Annotated in this window: 10 protein-coding genes; 6 read left to right on the top strand and 4 right to left on the bottom strand. The window is 59.6% G+C overall.

The genetic code is table 11. The annotated features are described in order from the left end of the window. Positions 1–343 precede the first annotated feature (343 nt). The 4 genes from mdoH to pip all read right to left on the bottom strand — a co-directional run bounded on the left by mdoH (position 344) and on the right by pip (position 6,576). Positions 344–2,926, bottom strand: a complete 2,583-nt coding sequence (gene mdoH, locus LJU29_RS01555) for a glucans biosynthesis glucosyltransferase MdoH (RefSeq protein ID WP_057404668.1) — start codon at positions 2,924–2,926, stop codon at positions 344–346. After that, positions 2,919–4,862 (bottom strand): glucan biosynthesis protein G, encoded by a 1,944-nt coding sequence (locus tag LJU29_RS01550; RefSeq protein ID WP_257111554.1) that lies wholly within the window; start codon positions 4,860–4,862, stop codon positions 2,919–2,921. The genes mdoH and LJU29_RS01550 overlap by 8 nt, the downstream gene beginning before the upstream one ends. Positions 4,863–5,127: 265 nt before the next feature. Then, a complete protein-coding gene (gene dtd, locus LJU29_RS01545; protein WP_004654194.1) occupies positions 5,128–5,565 on the bottom strand; it encodes a D-aminoacyl-tRNA deacylase in 438 nt (145 codons plus the stop codon). Positions 5,566–5,604: 39 nt separating this feature from the next. Beyond that, on the bottom strand, positions 5,605–6,576 hold the full coding sequence (gene pip, locus LJU29_RS01540; RefSeq protein ID WP_005730969.1) for a prolyl aminopeptidase: 972 nt from the start codon (positions 6,574–6,576) through the stop codon (positions 5,605–5,607). Positions 6,577–6,856: 280 nt separating this feature from the next. Between pip and LJU29_RS01535 the strand changes: the two genes are divergently transcribed. The 6 genes from LJU29_RS01535 (at position 6,857) to LJU29_RS01510 (ending at position 15,962) form a co-directional block, all read left to right on the top strand. Further along, positions 6,857–9,307 carry a glycogen/starch/alpha-glucan phosphorylase gene (locus LJU29_RS01535; RefSeq protein ID WP_002551620.1) on the top strand — a complete coding sequence of 817 codons (2,451 nt, stop codon included), beginning with the start codon at positions 6,857–6,859 and terminating at the stop codon, positions 9,305–9,307. A 252-nt stretch (positions 9,308–9,559) separates the two neighbouring features. After that, on the top strand, positions 9,560–12,364 hold the full coding sequence (locus tag LJU29_RS01530) for a DUF2339 domain-containing protein (RefSeq protein WP_257111553.1): 2,805 nt from the start codon (positions 9,560–9,562) through the stop codon (positions 12,362–12,364). Positions 12,365–12,390: 26 nt separating this feature from the next. Further along, entirely contained in the window at positions 12,391–13,740 is a 1,350-nt protein-coding gene (locus LJU29_RS01525; RefSeq protein ID WP_005752466.1) for a DUF3999 domain-containing protein, read from the top strand. 134 nt (positions 13,741–13,874) lie between these two features. After that, the gene (locus LJU29_RS01520) at positions 13,875–14,885 is read left to right on the top strand and encodes a class 1 fructose-bisphosphatase (RefSeq protein ID WP_004666507.1); all 1,011 of its coding nucleotides are present in this window, start codon (positions 13,875–13,877) and stop codon (positions 14,883–14,885) included. 240 nt (positions 14,886–15,125) lie between these two features. Further along, entirely contained in the window at positions 15,126–15,380 is a 255-nt protein-coding gene (bamE, locus tag LJU29_RS01515; protein WP_002551616.1) for an outer membrane protein assembly factor BamE domain-containing protein, read from the top strand. Between the two features lie 3 nt (positions 15,381–15,383). After that, positions 15,384–15,962 carry a lipocalin family protein gene (locus LJU29_RS01510; protein ID WP_002551615.1) on the top strand — a complete coding sequence of 193 codons (579 nt, stop codon included), beginning with the start codon at positions 15,384–15,386 and terminating at the stop codon, positions 15,960–15,962. The last annotated feature ends 410 nt before the right edge of the window (positions 15,963–16,372 follow it).

Raw genomic sequence — 16,372 nt, 5'->3', positions numbered from 1 at the left:
TCGTGCCCATGCTCCGCGTAGGCATGCCGGTCTGGACGCTCCGCGTCCTCTGGCGACGCAGAGCGTCATGAACTGCATTCCCACGCTGGAGCGTGAGGAACGAGCGTCGTCAGGGATAACACTATCGTGCCCATGCTCCGCGTGGGCATGCCGGTCTGGACGCTCCGCGTCCTCTGACGACGCAGAGCGTCATGAACTGCATTCCCACGCTGGAGCGTGAGGAACGAGCGGTGTTCTGAAGAACCCGTCTTGACCATGTCCTGTGCATTTATGTGCCACAAAGCCCAATAAAAAAGCCCCCGACGCGCTAAGCGGCAGGGGCTTTTTTCGTAGCCGGGCGGTTTTAGACCGGGACCGGCTCCGATGCTTTACCTACTGGTTGCAAAGGCAGCAAGGGCGCATGTGGATCAGCTTCGATGGAAGCTCTCCAGGCGGCCAGCCACTCTTCGTGACCTTCGCTCCAGACGCGCTCGTGCAAGCGGCCAAGGGCGACCGGGTCGCTCAGCAGCATCAGACGTTCCTGATTGCCGAGTTTGGCCGGACCTACCTTCAGAGCCTGATCAACACGCTCCATACGCACCACTTCGATCGGCTGTGCCTGACGGTGACGCGACGTCGCCAGGGCGCAAGCCAAAGCGTTCTGACGCGGGTCGACCACAGCCCGAATGAAGCCCTGCTTCAGCGCATGCCAGCGGTTCTCGTAGGTGTACTGATCCGTCGAGATCAGCTCTTGCGGCGGCTCGAACTCTTCAGGAATCAGGAAGAACTTCTCGTCACGCGCCTTGACGCCCAGATTGGTACGGCTGGAAATCACCGACACCGGAATCGACAGCATCAACGAGACCACAATCGGCGCAAGCCACCACAGGAAGCTCGGGTTCAACCAGAACACCAGCAAGGCCCAGCATGCGCCCAGCAGTGTCTGTGGACCATGACGCTTAACGGCTTCGATCCACGGCGTGGAGTCGTCGTCGCGTTGCGGAGAGTTCCAGGTTGCGGCCCAGCCCAGGAAAGCGGCCAGTACGAAGCGGGTGTGGAACAGCATGCGCACCGGTGCCAGCAGCACCGAAAAGAGCATTTCCAGCAGCATCGAAACGGTGACCTTGAACTTGCCACCGAAGCCTTTCGCGCCCTTGGCCCAGATCAGAATGACGCTGAGCAGTTTAGGCAGGAACAGCAGGACGATGGTCGTCGAGAACAACGCAACAGCTTTTTCCGGGTGCCATTGTGGCCACAGCGGATACAGCTGACGCGGTTCAAGGAAGTAGGTCGGCTCCATCAGCGTGTTCACCGCCAGCAGGGCCGTGGACAGTACGAGGAAGAAGAACCACAACGGTGCCGACAGATACGACATCACACCGGTCAGGAACACCGCGCGGTGAACCGGGTGCATGCCCTTGACCAGGAACAGCCTGAAGTTCATCAGGTTGCCGTGGCACCAGCGACGGTCACGCTTGAGTTCGTCCAGCAGGTTGGGCGGCAATTCTTCATAACTGCCCGGCAGGTCGTAAGCAATCCACACCCCCCAGCCGGCACGGCGCATCAGCGCAGCTTCGACGAAGTCGTGAGACAGGATCGCACCGGCAAAGGCACCTTTACCCGGCAGCGGCGCCAGGGCGCAATGCTCGATAAACGGCTTCATGCGGATGATCGCATTGTGACCCCAATAGTGGGATTCACCCAACTGCCAGAAGTGCAGACCGGCGGTGAACAGCGGACCATAGACCCGGGTAGCGAACTGCTGCATGCGTGCATACAGCGTGTCCATACCCGACGCACGTGGCGCGGTCTGGATGATACCAGCGTCCGGCGTGGCTTCCATCAGGCGAACCAGACTGGTCAGACACTCTCCGCTCATGACGCTATCGGCATCGAGCACGACCATGTAGCGGTATTCACCACCCCAACGACGGCAGAAGTCGTCCAGGTTGCCGCTTTTGCGTTTTACGCGACGACGACGACGGCGATAGAAGATCTTGCCGAAACCTTTGGTCTCGCGGCATACGTCCAGCCAAGCCTGTTGCTCGGCAACGGCAATGTCGGTCTCGTTGGTGTCGCTGAGTACGAAGAAATCGAAACGATCCAGATCACCCGTAGCCGCGACCGACTCGAACGTAGCGCGCAGGCCGGCGAAAACCCGTGGCACGTCTTCGTTGCAGATCGGCATGACCAGCGCAGTACGTGCGCCCTTTTCGATCGGCTCGTTGCCAGCACTGGCCCCCGAGATACGGTATTTGTCGCGACCGGTGAGCAGCTCAAGGAAGCCCATCAGTGCGGTCCAGAAACCGGCCGACACCCAGCAGAAGAGAATCCCGAACAGCAACAGAATGCTGGTCTGCAAGGCATAAGGCATGACCTGCAAAGCAGTCTGCACAAAGGTCTGACGGGTGATTTCGTCGAGCGAAACCAGCGACCAGCCCTGATACGGCAGAATGCCCTTCATGTACCAGCCAGCCACGATCGTCTGGCCCAGCATGAGGATCAGCAGGATGTAGCGACGGATCGAACCGACGGTGCGCCAGCGCGCCTTCGGCAGATCCCGCGGCAGATCATCATGCGCGGGCTTGGGCGGGTTGGTCTTGCCGGTCAGGCGACGCCAGCCGCGTACCAGAATGTTGGTGCGCCATGGCTCTGGCACGACCTTGGTCCGGCGAATGGGCGGTGTGGCCTTGAGGCACAGGCGACCGCTGGCATCGACGCCGAGCATCTCGGCGTCCTCCAGCTGGTCTGCGGTGGTCAGCGTAAGGCGGCGACCCACCGAAGCCTGAGCGGCCTCGGCAGGGTCATTGACCGGCTGCGCAGAAAGACGCTCATGCAACTCGGCGAAGGTCTTGCAGCCGGCAAGTTCTGCCCGCTGCTCGTCGCTCATCGGTAAATGCGCCAGGTACTCGTTCAGAGACACTGGCACCGGTAGAGAATTACTCATCGCTCGGCAACTGATAGCTCCAGGTCTCGGTCATGACTTGCAACGTCTTGGCCGGTTCCGGATGGGTGGGTGCTGCCTCGGTTTCAGGCTGCTGAATCTCTTTACCGTCCTTGTCCTTGGCTACGTCAGCCTTGGCTACGTCAGCCTTGGCTGCGTCGGCTTTGGCTGCATCGGCTTTGGCAACTTCGCCTTTACCTTTCGCAGCGTCGGCCTTGCCAGCTTCAGGCTTGGCGGTCTCGGGTTTGGCGGCTTCAGGCTTCGGCGCATCGGCCTTGGCGATTTCTACCTGGTCGTTGGCAGATTCCTTGGCAACTGCCGGCTTGGCAGCTTCCTTGGCAGCAGCCTTCTTCTCTTCAGCTTTGTCTGCAACGAGCAGCGCAGGTTCCTTGCCCGGTTCGGCAGGGATCTCACGCAGCAGGTAAGCGCGCATTTCGGTTGGCTTGCCGGAATCCTTGACCTTCACACGCAGGGTCAGGCGGTAACCTTTGGTAACCGGGTTATAGCGCAGGTTGTTTTCCACCAGTTCGACGTTGTCGTCAGTGGTCACCTGGCTGCGAATGGTCTTGTCTTCCGGCAATGCGGCCAGTACCGGGCCCACGAAATCGACCAGGAAGGCAAGGCTGCCATCCGGCTGACGGATCAGGTTGGACTGACGCACATCACCGATGGAGCGTTGGGTCTGCTTGACCCAGCCCAGATCCGGCGAGTGGATCGAGTTTTCCTGCATGGTCCAGTGCAGACGGTAATCGAATGCCATTTCCTTGCCCGGCTCTGCGAGAGTCTCAGGCTTCCAGTAGGCCACGATGTTGTCGTTGGTCTCGTCGGCAGTCGGAATTTCGACCAGCTCGACGGTGCCCTTGCCCCAGTCGCCCTTCGGCTCGATCCAGGCGCTTGGACGTTTGTCATAGCGGTCATCCAAGTCTTCGTACTGGCTGAAGTCACGGCCACGTTGCAGCAGACCGAAACCACGCGGGTTTTCGACCGAGAAGCTGCTGATGGACAGATGTTTAGGGTTGTTCAGCGGACGCCACAACCACTCACCGTTGGCAGCCTGAATCGACAGACCGCTGGAGTCGTGCAGCTCGCGACGGTAGTTAGGTACACGCGAAGGCTGGTTGGCACCGAACAGGAACATGCTGGTCAATGGGGCAACACCGAGCTTGTTGACCTTGTCACGCAGGAACATGCGCGATTTGACGTCAACCAGAGTGTTTGTGCCAGGACGCAGGGTCAACTGATAAGCACCGGTAGCGCGCGGCGAGTCGAGCAGCGCGAAGATCACCAGATGATTGTCATCCGGGCCCGGCTTCTCGATCCAGAATTCCTTGAAGCGCGGGAACTCCTCACCAGACGGCGATGCAGTGTCGATTGCCATGCCGCGTGCGGACAGGCCATAGACCTGACCCTTGCCGATCACGCGGAAGTAGCTCGCGCCCAGCATGGTCATGATTTCGTCCTGCTTGTCATCCTTGTTGATCGGATACAGGACACGGAAACCGGCATAACCCAGTTTCTCGGTGGATTTGGGGTCGATCTTCAGATCGCCGAAATCGAAACGACTGGAGTCGTACTTGATTTCGTCGACGCTGGTGGCGGTCACTTCGTTGATCTTGACCGGCGTGTCGAAGTGCATGCCCTGGTGGTAGAAAGACACTTTGAACGGAGTCTTCTCGCCCGCCCATTCGGCCTTGTCATCGCGGAAGCGAATCTTCTGATAGTCGGCAAACTTCATATCGCGAAGCTCGTTCGGCAGATTGCTCCTTGGAGCCTCAAACTTCTGCCCGGCCAGTTCTTTGGCTTTTGCCGTTACATCATCAAGATTGAACGCCCACAGCTGACCTGCACTGAACAGGCATACAAGGGCCGAGCTTGCCAGAAGTGCACTACGCAACCGCTTGACAGGTGTCTTTGGAGCATCACAGGGACTAACAATCACGAGCAACCCTCGCCGAAAAACAGATGAAAAAACCAACGGCCAGCTATCAATGCCGGGTTGGCGAGCATTGTTCCGACTCCGAATGGGCTTAATGATTCCCCAACCCGGTGTCAGAACCGCTTTTGTCATACCAAATGGACCAACAGTGTCGATCCCCGTAACGCGCGATTATCCAGCAGCGCGCGCCACAACGCATCAGGTATGACAAAGAAATTTATTTCCCGTGCGACCGGAAAATTCAGGGGAGAAACGATGAAATCGTAGCTTATGTATCGAACAAAAATGTCACTGGGCCATCATTTATCAAATGCACTTGCATGTCCGCACCAAATTGGCCCGCAGCCACAGCGGTATGCGCGATTCTGGCCTGACTCAATAGATAGTCGAACAGCTCGGCGCCCAGCGCTGGAGCAGCGGCTTTCGAGAACCCCGCACGCAACCCGCTTTTGGTATCCGCGGCCAGCGTGAACTGCGAAACCAGCAACAACCCGCCACCTACCTCGCGCAAGGATAAATTCATCTTGCCGTCGGCATCGCTGAACACTCGATAATTAAGCAGCTTGTGCAGCAACTTATCGGCACTGGCGCGGGTGTCTTGAGGCTCTATGCCCACCAGCACCAATATGCCCTGATCGATAGCACCGACAACTTCGCCGCCCACCTCCACGCGTGCGTTTCGCACGCGCTGCAACAAACCTTTCATAAATGCCTTTCCAGACTCAAAACCAATACCAGGCTGCTGTCATGCTTCTTCGGGCGGGAGGTCGAGCAGGTTGCGCGCAATTTCTGCAGCGGCACGCACCAGCGCATCGGCGATACCGGATTCCGACGCCGAATGGCCAGCCTCACGAATGACCTGCAGTTCGCTGCCGGGCCAGTTCTGATGCAACTCCCAGGCATTATCCAGCGGGCAGATGACGTCGTAACGACCGTGAACGATGATTGCCGGCAGGTGCGCGATCTTTGGCATGTCGCGAATCAACTGGTTTTCCTCAAGGAACGCCTTGTTCATGAAGTAATGGCATTCGATGCGCGCAATGGACAGCGCACGGTGCGGTTCGGCGAAGCGATCGACCACTTGCGGGTTGGGGCGCAAGGTTGCACAACGCCCTTCCCAGGTCGACCAGGCTTTGGCAGCGTGCATCTGGGCGATCTGGTCCGGCCCCGTGAGACGCTTGTGGAAGGCAGCCAGTAGGTTGTCGCGCTCATCCAGCGGGATCGGCGCTACATAATCCTGCCAGTAATCAGGGAACAGACGGCTGGCACCCGCTTGATAGAACCAGTCGATTTCCTGCTGACGGGCCAGGAATATGCCTCGCAAAATCAGCGCGTGCACACGGTCGGGATGGGTCTGCGCGTAAGCCAGGGCCAGAGTCGAGCCCCACGAGCCGCCGAACAGCACCCATTTGTCGATTCCGAGGTGCTCGCGAATCCGCTCCAGGTCCTCCACCAGTTTCCAGGTGGTATTGTTCTCAAGGCTGGCATGCGGTGTGGAGCGACCGCAGCCACGCTGATCGAACGTTACGATACGGTACAGGTTAGGATCGAAATAGCAGCGACTGTGCGCATCGCATCCGGAACCAGGGCCGCCATGAATAAATACCACTGGCAACCCTTCTGGCGAGCCACTTTCATCGACGTAAAGCACATGCGGTTGTTCCACGGCCAGATCGTGCCGGGCGTAGGGTTTGATCTGCGGGTACAAAGTCTGCATAAGTGCTCCATAAGTCCAGTTCAGAGGCTTCTATTATTCTGCCGTTGGGCATCATAAACCCGAAACGAAGAATCAGCATGCTGCACGTTATTGATCGGGATGGAACGATCGATGCAAGCGTTTTGCCAATTTGGTCAGCGCGCGAACCAGAGCCGTTGCCCTGGGTCGAAGCGAGGGCGCTGCCTTCAATTATTTCTACTATTTTCAGGAAATAACTGACGACACGCCTACAGTCTAAGAATCCCGTTTTCCATTCGTCAGACTACTTGAGGTTGTACCGATGTCTCAGGAACCACTTGTTCGTGACGCTGATGTGGCTGCTTTCCGCGCCGCTGTGCTCGCCAAACTCACCTATTCGGTGGGCAAGGACCCCGACCATGCGTTTGAGCATGACTGGTTTGAAGCTGTTGCCCTTGCCGCCCGCGACCACATGGTCGAACACTGGATGGACCACACGCGGCAGATTTATCGCAAGGTCCAGAAGCGCGTTTACTACCTGTCTCTGGAATTCCTCATTGGCCGACTGCTCTACGACAGCCTGAGCAACCTCGGCCTGCTGGAAGTGGCTCGCGAAGCATTGACCGAGCTGGGTGTGGATATCGAACGTATCCGCTTGCTTGAACCGGATGCAGCGCTGGGCAACGGCGGCCTGGGTCGTCTGGCAGCGTGCTTCATGGAAAGCATGTCGACCCTGGGCATTGCCGGGCACGGTTATGGGATTCGTTACGAGCACGGGCTGTTTCGTCAGGGCATCGTCGACGGCTGGCAGCAGGAACAGACCGAAAACTGGCTGGACTTCGGCAACCCGTGGGAATTCGAGCGTCCTGAGGTGGTTTACTCCATCGGTTTCAGTGGCAGCGTCGACACTGTGGTGACCGAAGCGGGCGACTCGCGTCAGGTCTGGCGTCCGGGCGAAACCGTTCGGGCCATTGCTTACGACACCCCTGTGGTCGGCTGGCGCGGGAAAAGCGTCAACACCCTGCGTTTGTGGCGCGCCCGTGCGGTGGAAGACCTGCATCTGGAACGCTTCAACGCGGGCGACCACTTTGGCGCCGTCGCCGAAGTAGTGCGCGCCGAAAGTATTTCCCGCGTGCTGTACCCGAACGATGCAACCGAAGCGGGCCAGGAACTGCGCCTGCGCCAGGAATACTTCTTTGTTTCCGCATCGCTGCAGGATTTGCTGCGCCGCCATCTGAACCAGCACGCCACGCTGACCGATCTGCCAGACCATGCAGCGATTCAGATGAACGACACGCACCCGTCCATTGCAGTGGCCGAGCTGATGCGTCAGTTGATCGACAACCACAACATCCCGTGGGACACCGCCTGGAAAATCACCGTCGGCACCCTTGGCTACACCAACCATACGCTGCTGCCGGAAGCGCTGGAGACCTGGTCGGTCGGCCTGATGGAGCGGATGCTGCCGCGCCACATGCAGATCATCTACCTGATCAACGCACAACACATCGACACACTGCGCGCCAAAGGCGTCGACGACGTCAACGTGCTGCGTGCGGTATCGCTGATCGAAGAAGACAATGGTCGTCGGGTACGCATGGGCAACCTGGCGTTCCTCGGCTCGCACAGCGTCAACGGCGTTTCGGCGCTGCATACCCAACTGATGCGCAAGACCGTGTTCGCCGAGCTGCACAAGATCTATCCGGAGCGGATCAACAACAAGACCAACGGCATCACCTTCCGCCGCTGGCTGTTCCAGGCCAACCCGAAGCTGACCGAAATGCTCGTCGAAGCGCTGGGTGAGGACGTTCTGGATAATGCCGAGACTCGCCTCAAAGAGCTTGAGCCGTTCGCCGATAAGTCTTCGTTCCGCAAGCAGATGGCCGACCAACGCCTGCACAGCAAGCGCGCACTGGCAGCAATCATTCATGAACGCTTGGGTATTGCCGTCAATCCTGCAGCGATGTTCGACGTCCAGGTCAAACGGATTCACGAATACAAACGCCAGTTGCTGAACCTGTTCCACACCGTCGCGCTGTATCAGGCGATTCGTGCCGAGCCAGGCACAGACTGGGTTCCGCGAGTGAAGATCTTCGCCGGCAAGGCGGCGGCCAGTTATCACTCGGCCAAACTGATCATCAAGCTGACCAACGATATCGCCCGGACCGTGAACAACGACCCGACGGTGCGTGGCCTGCTGAAAGTGGTGTTCATGCCCAACTACAACGTCAGTCTGGCGGAGAGCATCATCCCGGCAGCCGACCTGTCCGAGCAGATTTCCACGGCAGGCCTGGAAGCTTCAGGGACCAGTAACATGAAGTTCGGCCTCAACGGTGCACTGACCATCGGCACGCTGGACGGTGCCAACGTGGAAATGAGCGAGCAGGTCGGGCTGGAGCACATGTTCATCTTCGGCATGTCCTCGCAACAGGTCGAAGCCCGCAAGCGCGCAGGCGAATTCAACGCACATGGAGACGTGGCGGCATCGGGGCGTTTGAACGATGTACTGCAAGCGATTCGTGGCGGCGTGTTCTCGCCAGATGATCCGAACCGTTACGTGGGACTGATCGATCAGTTGCTGGATTATGACCGCTTCCTGGTCTGTGCCGACTTCGATTCGTACTGGGCAGCACAGGCCAAAGTCGAGGAACGCTGGCACGATTCCAAGGAATGGTGGCGCTCGGCGGTGCTCAACACCGCACGCATGGGCTGGTTCTCTTCGGACCGGACTATTCGCGAGTACGCCGGCGACATCTGGAAGGCGCTGGACTAACGTCAAAACCTGAAAAAACTCACAACCCCAGTGGGAGCGAGCTTGCTCGCGAAGAGGCCATTAAGGTCTCCGCAAAGAAGGCGCTCGAAACGACGCCTTCGTGAGCAAGCTCACTCCCACAAGCGCCACAAGGATCTGTCTCAGTCCTGCAGAGACTCTGGTGCCCCCGGCATAAAACATTACAAACGATGTCCGCCCGCCCCTATATACTGCGCTCGATGAACCTTCACACATCGAAAAGGATGTCGTCGCGTGCTTTGGATTTGTCTGGTGGTGGGCGGTGCAGCGCTGGGCTACGCGCTGAGCTATGACGAGTGGGCAGGTGCGCTGATCGGCGCAGTCATGGGCTGGGCCGTCTGGGCAGGCATTCGCATGCGCCTGCTTGGCAGGCAATCTGCCGACCAACTGCAACAACTGCTCGCAACCCGCCAATCCCTCGACGCCGTTCAACAGCGCCTGAACGCGCTCGAGCGTCAGTCCGCACCCGGCGTGCCACCTGCGCAGGACGCCGCACCGCTCCCAGTGGATGCGGTCATTATCGAGACACCCACTGAAGGCCCAGAGCTGATCTGGGACTTGCCGGACGAAGAGCCGCAGGTAGCAAAGCCTGTCGAACCCGCTCCCGATATCCACCAGCCTTCAAAGGCCGCTCAGCCCAATCCGCTGGACAGCGCCATCAATCGCGCAAAAGACTGGCTGCTGGGCGGCAATACGGTACTGCGCGTGGGCGTAGTGGTGCTGTTTCTCGGGCTGGCCTTTCTGTTGCGCTACGCCACCGAAGGCATGGTCGTACCAATTGAAGCGCGCTACGCCGGTGTTGCAGCCAGTGCGCTGGCCCTGCTCGGTCTGGGTTGGTGGCTGCGTTTGCGCAACGGTCCTTACGCGCTGATGTTGCAAGGCGCAGGCGTAGGCGTGCTGTACCTGACCGTCTTTGCGGCGATGAAATTGCACACCCTGCTCGATCCGGCAGCGGGCTTTGTGCTGCTGGTAGCAATCACCGCTTTCTCGGCCATTCTGGCGCTGACACAGAATGCTCTGGCCCTGGCCTGCGCCGGTGCGCTGGGTGGATTCGCAGCACCACTGCTTGCTTCCACCGGGCAAGGCAACCATATCTCGCTGTTCAGTTACTTTGCCCTGCTCAACGCGGGCATCATTGCCATCGCCTGGTTCAAGGCCTGGCGCATTCTCAACCTGATCGGCTTCTTCGGCACGTTCGGCATCGGTTTCGCCTGGGGCATACGGGCTTACATCCCAGAGCTGTTCTGGAGCACCGAGCCCTTTCTGATTCTGTTCTTTGTGATGTACCTGGCCATCGGTCTGCTGTATGCGCGTCGCAAGCTGCTGGAACTCACTGACGCGCCACCAGGGGCCAGTCGCGAAGCCCTGCTGCGCTGGTCGGCACGTCAGGGTGATTACGTCGACGGCACACTGCTGTTTGGCACGCCAATCGTCGGGTTCGGCCTGCAATACGCGCTGGTCGAACACCTTGAGTTCGGTGCCGCGTTCAGCGCGCTCGCGCTGGGCCTGATCTACATGGGGCTCGCACGCTGGCTGGCGGCACGTGCGACCGGCCGAACCGTTTTGTTGATGGAAACCTGCCTGGCGCTGGGCGTGGTGTTTGCCACCTTGGCCATCCCGTTGGGCCTCGGTTCGCAATGGACGACATGCGCGTGGGCCGTGGAAGGCGCAGCGGTTTTCTGGCTGGGCCTGCGCCAACACCGCAAGCTGGAACAGGTTTTCGGCCTGGTGTTGCAGGTGTGTGCCAGCGCAATGCTGATCAGTGATTCAGACAATTCCAGCTGGGCTGGCGACTACTGGACACCGATGATTCTGGCCATCGCGGCCCTGATCAGCGCCTGGAGCGTGTTCCGCTTCAACACCCTGATGATCATCGATCAGAAAATCGCCAGAACGGTACTGACGATATGGGGCGCGATCTGGTGGGCGGCTTCATTGATCAGCGTCGTGCAACTGTACGTACCGAACAGCGTGCAGACGCCACTGCTGTTGATCGCGGCTGCGCTCAGCGTAGCTATCTGGGCAGTGCTGGCCCTGCGTTTGCACTGGCCAGACCTCGCCGTATTGTGCAGCGTACTCACCCCAGTCAGCGCCCTTCTGTTACTGGGCTCGCTGAGTGAGCATTACCACCCGGCCGCGAACTGGGGCTGGCTGGCCTGGGCAGCCGTGTTCGCCGTGCATCTGCTGACCTTGCACTATCTGGCAGACACGCTGCCGATCCTCGCGCAACGTATCGCTCACACCACAGGCTGCCTGTTGATCATCGCCGTACTGGCACTGGAATTGCGTTTCGGCCTGTTGCAGCTGTCCGAGTCTTACAACGCCTGGCGCTGGCTGGGCTGGGCGATTCTGCCCAGCCTGTTCCTGCTGGCGATGAGCTCAGAGCGTCAGTGGCCATGGCCGGTGAAGGCTTGCCCCGAGGCCTACCATGTCGGGGCCGCGGCACCACTGGCGGCATTGATGCTGGCGTGGTTCTGGCTGGCGAACACGTTCAGCGACGGTGCGGCGGAACCGCTGCCCTATATCCCGCTGCTCAACCCGCTGGAAATCGGCCTGCTGCTGGCTCTGGCCGGGGTATGCCTGTGGATACGCAAGTACCTCACACGCCCTCGCAATGTTGCCTTGCTGGTGGCAGGCGCTTCACTGTTTGCACTCGTCACGGCAATGGTCATGCGCACGGCCCATCATTGGGCTCAAGTGCCGTGGCACACCGAGGCGCTGCTTGAGTCGATGCGCGTTCAGGCCGGGTTATCGATAGTCTGGACGCTGATGGCACTGGCCCTGATGATCGGCGGTCATATGCGCAGCAACCGCGAGCTCTGGCTGGGCGGCGCAGCATTGATCGGCGTGGTGGTGATCAAGCTGTTCTTCGTCGAGCTGAGCAACCGTGGCGGCATGGAGCGAATCGTCTCGTTCATCGGTGTTGGCATTCTGCTACTGGTGGTGGGATATTTCGCACCATTGCCGCCGAAACACTCTGCCAGAGAGGTCGGCGAAGAACCCGGCCCAGGCCCGACCGCCGCGCCGGATACGCTATGAGGAAAACGTTCTTGAGTCATCCCGCCATGAAGATCGCCGTGCTTGGCCTGGCCTTGTGCACGGCGGTAACCGCCGTCGCCCAGGACAAACCGACGGACTTTGCCAGCCAGACCCCACTGAGCCTTAGCGGCGACGGGCCTTGGTATCGCATCGAGTTACCGCTTGCCGTCCAGTTGAATGCCCGGCAGGGCGACCTGGGTGATGTGCGCGTGTTCAATGCCGAAGGCCAGCCGCAGGCTTATTCGATCACGCCGCGACAGCCTGCACGCGAGCAGGAACCCACGCCAATCCCGGTCAAATGGTTTGCCCTTTACAGCACGCAGGAAGCAGGCGATGCCGCGCCGGTCATCCGTATCGAGCGCTCAAGCAACGGCAGCGTGATCGAGGTCCAGCCGCAAAGCGATATCGAGGCTGGCGAAGAAGTGCTGCGCGGCTGGTTGCTGGACACCAGCGCGATCAAGGCACCACTGGAGCAACTGGTGATCGACTGGAGCACCGAGCGTGAAGGTTTCCAGAACTTCAGCATCGAAGCCAGTGATGACCTGCAGCACTGGCGCAGCTGGGGCGAAGGGCAGGTTGCCCGGCTGTCATTTGCCGACGAAGTGATCGAGCAACGTGAAGTCGGCCTGCCCGGCCAGAGCGCCCGCTACCTGCGTCTGTTGTGGCGCGCCCCGCACAGCGCCCCCCTGTTGATCTCCGCCCACCTGCTCAGCGCCAGCACTGAAAGCCCGACCCCGCCGCTGACCTGGTCGCCACCGGTCAAGGGCGTCGTCGAAAGCCCCAACGAATATGTCTGGCAACTGCCGAGCGGCTTGCCGGTAGGGCGCGTCAAGGTCGATATTGCCCAGCCAAACAGCCTCGCACCGGCGACGCTTTACGGTCGGATGGACGCGAAACAGCCCTGGCAGCCGATCAGCAGTGGCCTGTTGTACCGGTTATCGCAGAACAACAGCGATGTCTTGCAGGACCAGCTGCAATTGTCCGGGCGCATCGTTCAACAGCTAAAACTGGTGGTGGATGATCGCGGCGGCGGGCTGGGCAGTGAAGCGCCGCAGTTGAGCGTGGCCGTGCCTGCCACGGAAATCGTATTCCTGGCACGCGGTGAAGGGCCCTTCACGCTGGCCATCGGCAACCCGAACGTCAAGGCGGCGAACCTGTCGCTGGCCACCCTGATCCCCGACTTGAGTCCGGAAAAACTGGCCTTGCTCGGGACAGCGGAACCCGCTACGGCATCTGTTGCCCACATGGCAGCTGCGCCGATAGCGGTGCCGCAGAGCATGGACTTCAAACGCCTCGGGCTTTGGGCCGTTCTGCTGCTCGGGGTACTGTTTCTGGGCTGGATGGCGTTCAGCACGCTGCGCGCATCAAAACGCTGAAACACACAGGCTGTCGGGTGCGCTTTGCCCGACATCTGAACTGAAACAGTCATAAGCCAGTCTGATAGCAGTATTACGTCGCCACTCGCGTTAAACTGCGCGGGTTTTCATACCCCCTATTTTCGGAGCTATCCATGTCCCGCGTTACACTAAGTCGTTACTTGATTGAGCAGACTCGCAGCAACAACACCCCTGCCGATCTGCGCTTCCTGATCGAAGTTGTGGCGCGCGCATGCAAGGAAATCAGCCACGCCGTTTCCAAAGGCGCGCTGGGCGGCGTACTTGGCAGCATGGGCACCGAAAACGTTCAGGGCGAAGTGCAGAAAAAGCTCGATGTGATCTCCAACGAGATCCTGCTCGAGGCCAACGAATGGGGCGGTCACCTGGCCGGCATGGCGTCCGAAGAAATGGACAACGCCTACCAGATCCCGGGCAAATACCCGAAGGGCGCGTACCTGCTGGTTTTCGACCCGCTGGACGGCTCGTCGAACATCGACATCAACGCTCCGGTCGGCACCATCTTTTCGGTACTGCGTTGCCCGAACGAATACCTCAGCCAGAACGAAGCGCTGAATGAAAAGGCCTTCCTGCAGCCAGGCACCGAACAGGTCGCCGCCGGTTACGCCATCTACGGTCCGCAAACCATGCTGGTCCTGACCCTGGGCGATGGCGTGAAAGGCTTCACCCTGGACCGTGAAATGGGCAGCTTCGTGCTCACTCACGAAGACATCAAAATCCCGGAGTCCACCCAGGAATTCGCGATCAACATGTCCAACCAGCGCCATTGGGAAGCCCCGGTACAGCGCTACGTGAACGAGTTGCTGGCCGGCGAAGAAGGCCCGTTGAAAAAGAACTACAACATGCGCTGGGTCGCCGCGATGGTGGCCGACGTGCACCGTATCCTCACCCGTGGCGGTCTGTTCATGTACCCGCGCGACAGCCGCGAGCCTTCCAAGCCGGGCAAACTGCGTCTGATGTATGAAGCCAACCCGATGTCCTTCCTGGTCGAGCAGGCTGGCGGCGCATCCACCGACGGTCATCAGCGCATTCTCGACATTCAGCCGGAAGGCCTGCACCAGCGCGTAGCGGTGTACCTGGGTTCGAAAGAAGAAGTCGAGCGCGCTACTGCGTATCACAAAGAGTAAGAAGGCTTGCTGTGCGCCAGTGGTGATTCGGCCCGTCTGAATCACCACCTGGCGACAGGCAAACGAACATTCAATGCTGCGTTCGGCACAGGCCTGCGGGCCAACCATCTGATCTACGGCATAAATCCTTGCGCCGTCCGGGAACCAGATTCCCTTTTTCTCTTCTAAGCTTGCGGTACTGCGCCAGCCTGCCTCCGCTTGCACTGCGACGCGACCCCCTTCCGTTCAGGAGCTACACCCATGTCATTGCGCACTGTCGCGTTACTCTCGTTCTGCGTATTTCTGGCTGCCTGCAGCAAGATCACCCAGGAAAACTACTCGAAAATTTCAGCTGGCATGCCCAAGGCACAGGTCGAATCCTTGCTGGGCAGCCCGACGGAATGCTCCGGCGCACTGGGCATGTCCAGTTGCACATGGGGTGACCAGAACACCTTTATCAGCGTGCAGTATGCGGCAGACAAGGTTGTGCTGTTCTCGGGTCAGGGTCTGAAATAAAACATGATCAAGGTACTGGTACGTTTCGGAATTTTTGTCATGGCCAGCTTTCTGGCCATCGGTTTTGCCCACTCGGCTGACAACCTCGAGCCAAGGACAGTCGACAGCGTCGACCTCAAGCAATATCAGGGCACCTGGTACGAGATCGCCCGCCTGCCAATGTTTTTCCAGCGCAAATGCGCCCAGTCCGAGGCGCTTTACGCGCTCAAGGACGACGGCAACATTGCTGTGACCAACCGCTGCCGCACTATCGAGGGCAAGTGGGAAGAAGCCAAAGGCACCGCTTCGCCGCAAGTGCCGGGCAAGACCGACAAGCTGTGGGTGGTGTTCGATAACTGGTTCTCACGCCTGCTGCCGGGCGTTGCCAAAGGTGACTACTGGATTCTGGACGTCAGCGAAGGCTACCGGACCGCCGTGGTCGGCAACCCGGACCGCAAATACCTGTGGCTGCTGTCGCGCACGCCGACAGTGTCTGCATCGGTCAAGGAAAACATGCTGAGCAAGGCTCGCCAGCAAGGCTACGACACCTCCCGCCTGATCTGGCGCGAAGATGATTCGAAGATCGGCAAGGGCGAGAAGTAAGCGGACTCCACTTATTATGCTCACGCTTGATCATCGTACGACGCTCTGCGTCGCATGCCTTTCTGGACGCTCTGCGTCCTATTTTCGATGGGCGGCGCGGCGCAGATTTGTGACGCGGAGCGTCACCCACTGCATTCCCACGCTGGAGCGTGAGGAACGATAAGCGTCGTGACTGGAAAGTGAGGAACGCCAAGCGTCCGCAAGAACACTATCGTGCCCATGCTCCGCGTGGGCATGCCGTTCTGGACGCTCTGCGTCCGATTTTCGATGGGCGGCGCGGCGCAGATTTGTGACGCCGAGCGTCACCCACAGCATTCCCACGCTGGAGCGTGAGGAACGATAAGCGTCGTGGCTGGAAAGTGAGGAACGCCAAGCGTCCGCAAGAACACTATCGTGCCCATGCTCTGAGT

The sequence above is a fragment of the Pseudomonas ficuserectae genome (assembly GCF_024584585.1).
GTDB classification, from domain to species: domain Bacteria; phylum Pseudomonadota; class Gammaproteobacteria; order Pseudomonadales; family Pseudomonadaceae; genus Aquipseudomonas; species Aquipseudomonas amygdali.
The sequence above is the reverse complement of the archived record's forward strand: the minus strand, read 5'-3'. Positions and strand labels throughout refer to the sequence as shown.

Coding starts and splice junctions, on each gene's coding strand:
- LJU29_RS01520 (WP_004666507.1), top strand. CDS start 13,875: ATGTCCCGCGTTACACTAAGTCGTTACTTGATTGAGCAGACTCGCAGC.
- dtd (WP_004654194.1), bottom strand. CDS start 5,565: ATGAAAGGTTTGTTGCAGCGCGTGCGAAACGCACGCGTGGAGGTGGGC.
- LJU29_RS01535 (WP_002551620.1), top strand. CDS start 6,857: ATGTCTCAGGAACCACTTGTTCGTGACGCTGATGTGGCTGCTTTCCGC.
- mdoH (WP_057404668.1), bottom strand. CDS start 2,926: ATGAGTAATTCTCTACCGGTGCCAGTGTCTCTGAACGAGTACCTGGCG.
- bamE (WP_002551616.1), top strand. CDS start 15,126: ATGTCATTGCGCACTGTCGCGTTACTCTCGTTCTGCGTATTTCTGGCT.
- pip (WP_005730969.1), bottom strand. CDS start 6,576: ATGCAGACTTTGTACCCGCAGATCAAACCCTACGCCCGGCACGATCTG.
- LJU29_RS01510 (WP_002551615.1), top strand. CDS start 15,384: ATGATCAAGGTACTGGTACGTTTCGGAATTTTTGTCATGGCCAGCTTT.
- LJU29_RS01525 (WP_005752466.1), top strand. CDS start 12,391: ATGAAGATCGCCGTGCTTGGCCTGGCCTTGTGCACGGCGGTAACCGCC.